A 6582-nucleotide genomic window follows, 5' to 3' on the forward strand; every position below is an offset into this window, starting at 1 on the left:
TGCGGATTCGACAAGTCGAATCTCGTCCCAACCTCAGTTTCGGTCGGACACTCAGACTCTCGTCTGACCGCCACGACCTCATACCACCACCGTTACCTGCAATTGTGAGAAACACCCTGCAAATAATGAACAAAATGAAATATATTTTACCTATTATTCTGTTATTAGTTGGCTGTTCGAGAGAGATTGACTCAAATAGAAATAGATTTAGTCAAAAAGAACTTACTACTGACTTTGAGATATTAAGAGAAGTATTGGAAGAAGCGCATCATGGATTATACATGTATACGAATAAAGATGAATTCAATTTTATTTTAGACTCTATTCAAAATTGTATAATCGATTCAATGTCCGTAACAGATTATTACCGACTGATTGTTTTATCTCTAACCGATAAAATCCAATGTGGACATACTGGTATTTATCCGCCTAAAGGTATATTTACTAAGCTTATCCCAATTGATGTCTTTGTCGTAAAGGATGATATATATATCAATCGTATTTATGATTCAATAATTGATTTAAAAGGGATTTGGAAACTTAAATCTATAAATGGGTTTGATGCAAAATCTATTTTTAAGACTTTAAGAGAAGGAATCCCATCTGATGGGAATAATAACAATTTCAAAGACAGGATTATAGAAGTCGATTTCCCTATGTATTTTACACAACTTGTTGGTGAAGCTGATACATTTAAATTACAAGTGATTGACATAAATTCTGATAAAGATACCTCATTATTTGTTTCAGCAATAAATAGGGATAAACTAAATAAAGCAAGGTCAAATTACCCAATAAGAAGAGATAATAAATTGGATTTTAAAATTATTGACGGATTAAATACAGCTTACCTGAAAATTGGTTCGTTTGAAGGATGGAGACTTGAACAGCAAGAATTTAATTATGACAAGTATATTTTAAACACATTTGACAGCATACAAAAACTTGGAATAGAAAATCTAATTATTGATTTAAAATGGAACATGGGTGGAGATACAGATAAAGGAGCATACTTATTATCTTTTCTTTATGACAATCCATTTCAATTTTATTACAAAGTAACAGCTTCTTCAAATCATTATAAGAATCTTAAGTACACTGATAAAGATTGGAAATGGAACTTCGATATTAGGCATGACCATAAAAAGAATGAAAAAGGAGAATATGTTGCCATCGGCATGGACAATGTTTTTAAACCACAAAAAGAAGTATTTAAAGGGGAAGTCTATTTTTTGATAAATGGGTGCTCACACTCAACAGCATCTAGTGTTTCTGCTTTGGCACAATATTTAAAAATAGGTAAACTTGTAGGAGAGTCTCCCTCTGGCGCATATTCTGGTTACAATGGCGGAAATTGGATTGGTTTAACATTACCGAATACAAAGATTTATGTAGCTATTCCAATAAGGACTTTTCACAATGCAATAGATAGTTCGATTTATAAAACAAACTATATTCGACCAGATTATTTAATTAAATATTCGATTGAAGAAAAAATAAAAGATTCCGATTTAGAACTTGATAAAGCGTTGGAATTGATTCGATTGAAAAAAAACAACTAAAGCTAACAATGTATAAAAATAATAGCCGATACAGCAGTAAAATCAAGGGTTGTAGCCCGTTTCAACTCTTGTGTAACTTGACAGGAAAGTGCCACGAAATCGGCTACTATTCTTATACTCAACGTTGTGGTGCATTTTGTGTCGTCCTAAAATAAGAATCAGAGAAGAAAGAAATGGATTAAATCATTGCTATTTTTAATACATCAAACATGAAAATAAATCATTACATATTCAGCTTATTTATAATTATTTGTTTCACTAGCAATGCACAAGTTACGCATCTTGAAAGTTATTATGAAGGCCAAGGTGGGATAGAAGGATTACATTATCCCAGCCGGATAACTACCGACTCTTCAGGCCAGAACCTTTTTATCGCGGCGTATCACGGAGTTACCCACCTCGCGACCGATACAGCTTTCATCGATTTTAGCTTTATTGAAAGGATGTCGCATTATCCCGATAATGTGCCTGGCTTTTGGAATATTGATGACTTGGTTCTGCTAAATAAATGTTTATACGTAACGGGCAATCATCATTTAAATGTCTTATTGTGGAATGAATCCAGTGATAGCCTGAAATTGATACAGAATTTTACTAGTGACAGTATTCCAAATTTAGGCAATGCAAATTTAAGTAAACTTGTTATTTCTCCGGACAAAAGAAACTTATATCTATCTACTTCGAACCCAAGCTACATTCTTACATTTAAAATTGACACAACGACGGGCAAGCTTTCCTACTGTAATAAAAAGAATGTGGATGATTTGTTATGGATTGCAGCTAGTCCGAATAATCGTTTTTTATATAGTGCTTCACTAGGCTATCGCGATACCAGCGTATGCGTATTTGAACGAATCATTGAAACGGATAGCTTAAAGTTAATACAGACTCTAACCACTAACGATAGGTTGAGCATCCCGGCAAGAATTGCAGCAAGTCATGATGGCAAATCAGTTTATGTATTTAATAATAACACAGCTAAAGAATCTCTAATCGTATATCGTGCAGATGAAATTAATGGGAAATTAACGTTTAGCCAAAAAATCGATATAAATGAAAATATCAATTCATTCTGGTTTGCTACAGATATGATTCTAAGCCCTGATGACAGGTTTTTGTATTTAGTTGGCATGCAAGACATATCCGTATTTAGTAGAGACACGGTAACAGGACACCTTTCCTATCTGCAGGTAATACAGGAGGGGAAAAACGGTTTTGAAGGATTTGATAATATTGGGGCTCATCTTTGTAATGATACAATCTTGTATTGTGTAAGTAAATATGATGATAAATTGTTTCTGTTCAATAGAAAACCATCCACTGGTTTATTAACTCTTCTAAAAACCGTTGCCAATGAAGATGGTAAAATAAGAGGTCTGTCTGAAGTTATCGATCTTGCAATTTCCAATGACGGTAAAAATATTTATACCCTTGCTTATGGAGGATTAAAATCCATAGGAGTTTATCACCGTTTACAAGATGGAAGACTTTTATTTGACCATGCAATGGAATGGGATTCTCTGGGACCGCCCATTGGAGCAACCTATGGATTTGAAATGAGTCCAGATGATGAATATTTGTTTATAAATTCGACCAACATGTATGGGATTCGTATTTTAAAAAGAGATATTGTTAGTGGCAATCTTGATTTTTACAAATCTTATACTGATTCCGGATTGGGACTAAACTCGATTACCGATATTGCCTTTTCTCCTGATCGAAAGAATTTCTATTCTGCAACTGTCAACCAGATTATTACATACAGCATTGACCCTGATAGTGCAGATTTAACTTTCCAGTCGTTTTTATCAGACAATGAATCCGACAATTTTGGCTTGTCAGGCATTAAAAGTATTGTTACAAGTAACGATGGCAAGAATGTCTATACTGCTTCTAACTCCGTCTTTTTTATGGATGGTATTTCGGTTTATTCAAGAAATCCTGCAGACGGTAGCCTCACAATATTGGAAACTATTTCTAAGGATTCAAATGGGAACGCAATTAATGAACCTTCCAAAATATTGCTTAGTAATGACAATCGATTTCTATACACGATCGGACAAAAAATTCATTGCTTTGAAAGAGATACATCCGACGGACATCTTTCTTTTCTTTATGATATAGACATTGAAGATCTTGGCATACCATACATATATAGATTTTTTGATGCAGCAATTAGTATCGATGACAAATCATTTATTGGAGTTACAAGGCAGGGAAAATCAATATTTTCATTCCATCGTAATATTGAAACAGGAAAATTAACATTAGAACAACACAAACGCTACACTGATATTAGTACTTATAGTAATGCAGGCCCGGCAATACAAATATCTTCTGATTTGAAAAATGTTTATTTGGCTTCACAGTATTCAAAATTGCTTGCAAGCTATGAATTAAATATTCCTGTTGGTTTAAATAATATTACCCAAGGTTGCACAGATGATGTGTTTTTATCTGTTGACAATAGTTATGATTGTATTTGGTCAACTGGTGAAACAACAAACTCAATTAAAATAGATTCAGTTGGGGAATATACGGTTTATGTGACCGATAGTTTGGGGAGAAAAGGCAAGGATTCGACTTATGTGATGTTTTTCCCAAAAATAAATGTTGATCTGGGCCCCGACACTACATTACAGTTGTCGGACTCAATTTACTTATTTCCTGTGACATATAATGATTGGAGTTACAGATACCTGTGGAATGATAGTTCAATATATTACAATAAATTAATTGACTGTTCTGATTATGGAGTTGGAGACCATATATTTACAGTTAAAGTTACAGATGGTAACGGATGCCTAGAAACCGACTCCATCAAGATAACAGTTGAACGTATTAGTTCAACAAATGATATGACCAAGTTGGATTTCAAATTATACCCGAATCCAGTAAGAGACATTATTACCATTGAAACTATCCATTACGGAAATAATACGATCTTTTCAATTACCGATTTAAATGGGAAAACGGTAATAACCGTACCTATAAAAAATCTAAAAACTGAATTGGATGTGAGCAATTTACCTGTAAGTATATATCTGGGAAGATTAACAGACAATGAAAAGATAACGGTAAAAAAGATCACAATCAGATAATAGGCTACAATTCAGAAATATACAAATACGATGTTTATTTTACAGACGTTCAATTTTTCAAATACCAATAGACAGTTAAGCAGTGAAACCATATGCGTGAAACGTTAATGGATTCCCCTTTGAGGATTATTAGTAAAATGAAACTAAATAGATTTAATAAACAAATGGAGATTATAAAATATTGAAGAATAAAAAACGACACCACAACAAAAGCTATATGTAATGCGGGGCACAGTGAGTGATTCAACCGCAGTTCTTCGTAACAACAACGCCAATTCGTCTTTGACGATTTGGCTATAAAAATAAAATATGAATAAACGAATTGGCTCAGTGGCAGCCTGACAGTGAAGCATTTCAAAGTCCCGCACTCCACATAGCCAAACCGTTAGGGGCTATATAATTCCTGCATATAAGCAACTGTTGCATAGATGATTTGATAATAAATTTCAAAAACAGGTTTAATTAAAACATCGTGATTCCCAAATTATCGACAAGCATATTTTCGATTTTAAAAACATCCAGATTTTTAGACAAATTTTTCGATAGATACCAGATAAAAACTCTAATTCAACTTCATAATTCACGGACTAATACAAATGATTTTATGACAAACCTCCTACTCGACTGATTTCTTAGAAAATGGATTTTAGAGATAAAATTGGACAGATAAAGAGACCATAAAAAATGATTAATCAAATGACAGAGTGTTGATTTCAGATAAAAAGCAACCAGATTATAAAACAAAAAAGGCGATTAAAAACAGATAAAAACCACGATTTGATTAAAAGGCTCAAAAAAACAAAATGGCTAATTTAAAAAGCAATACTCGTCGCTATAGGTTTTAAAAATTAGATTTTAAAGAGCAAACAAACGGATTTTCAACGAGTTCAGATTCAATGATTTTTAATTTATCGACAATGATTGTTCAAAACAAAAAACACTCAGGTTCAAAGATTTAGACTTTTAACAAAACACGATAGATATACAAAATGTCTGCACGGTTTGACTTTTAATCAAGATAAAAGACAAAAGATTAAATACAGCCCCTAACATTTTGTATATTGCATTGCGGGTTCGGTGCAAGTTGTCACTTCGGATTCCCGCATGATTGTCTTTCGTCCTGCGGACGGACAATCACACGCAAATCCGCAACGACAACATACAATTTACCGTCAGATTGTCTAAAAACCTAACTGCATTTTGTTAAGAACTCCTGCACTTGTTAACACCTTCGAAAACAATGATTCTGTATCTTCAAACATGAAGTATATTATAGGACAAAGCAGGGCACAAACCACTCTTTTCCCGGTTTCGCTCGATGATGCTGTTAACGCTGATAATGAGGTCCGCATTATCGACCTGTTTATTGACAGCCTCAATTTGCCGGAATTTGGTTTTAAGGTTGACCATACCGAAAACGGAAGACCGGCTTATCATCCTTCCGATTTGTTAAAACTTTACATGTACGGGTATTTAAACAAGATGCGTTCATCGCGCGATTTGGAGAAAGAATGCAAACGCAACATCGAAGTGATGTGGCTGCTTAAATGCCTGGCACCTGACCATAATACGATCTCTAACTTTCGGCGAGACAACCCGACAGCCATCAAAAAAGTTTTCCGTGAAACGGTAAGGATAGCCAAATACTTTAACCTGATAGGAGGAACACTGGTTGCGGGAGACAGCACAAAACTCAGGGCACAGAACAGTAAGAAAAACAACTTCAACCAAAAGAAAATAGACCGTCACCTGGCGTATATCGAAAACAAACTGGCTGAATATGAAAAGGCCCTGGCTGAAAACGATGGAGATAAAGAGGAAATTAAGAAAGAAATCAAAAAACAAAACCGGCGCAAGAAAGGATACAAAAAGCTGGAACAACAATTAAAAGAATCAGGGCAATCGCAAATCTCAACTTC

At 34.2% G+C, this 6582-nt stretch carries 3 protein-coding genes; all 3 read left to right on the plus strand.

The window, feature by feature from the left end; translation table 11 throughout:
* The first annotated feature begins 134 nt into the window (after positions 1-134).
* On the plus strand, positions 135-1562 hold the full coding sequence (locus K5G00_RS28555) for a S41 family peptidase (protein ID WP_238769907.1): 1428 nt from the start codon (positions 135-137) through the stop codon (positions 1560-1562).
* 209 nt (positions 1563-1771) lie between these two features.
* Positions 1772-4663 carry a beta-propeller fold lactonase family protein gene (locus K5G00_RS28560; protein WP_238769908.1) on the plus strand — a complete coding sequence of 964 codons (2892 nt, stop codon included), beginning with the start codon at positions 1772-1774 and terminating at the stop codon, positions 4661-4663.
* Between the two features lie 1260 nt (positions 4664-5923).
* On the plus strand, positions 5924-6582 hold a 659-nt coding region (locus K5G00_RS28565; RefSeq protein ID WP_238769909.1), incomplete at its 3' end, for a transposase.

The sequence above is a fragment of the Maribellus maritimus genome (genome assembly GCF_022267315.1).
GTDB classification, from domain to species: Bacteria; Bacteroidota; Bacteroidia; order Bacteroidales; family Prolixibacteraceae; genus Draconibacterium; species Draconibacterium maritimum.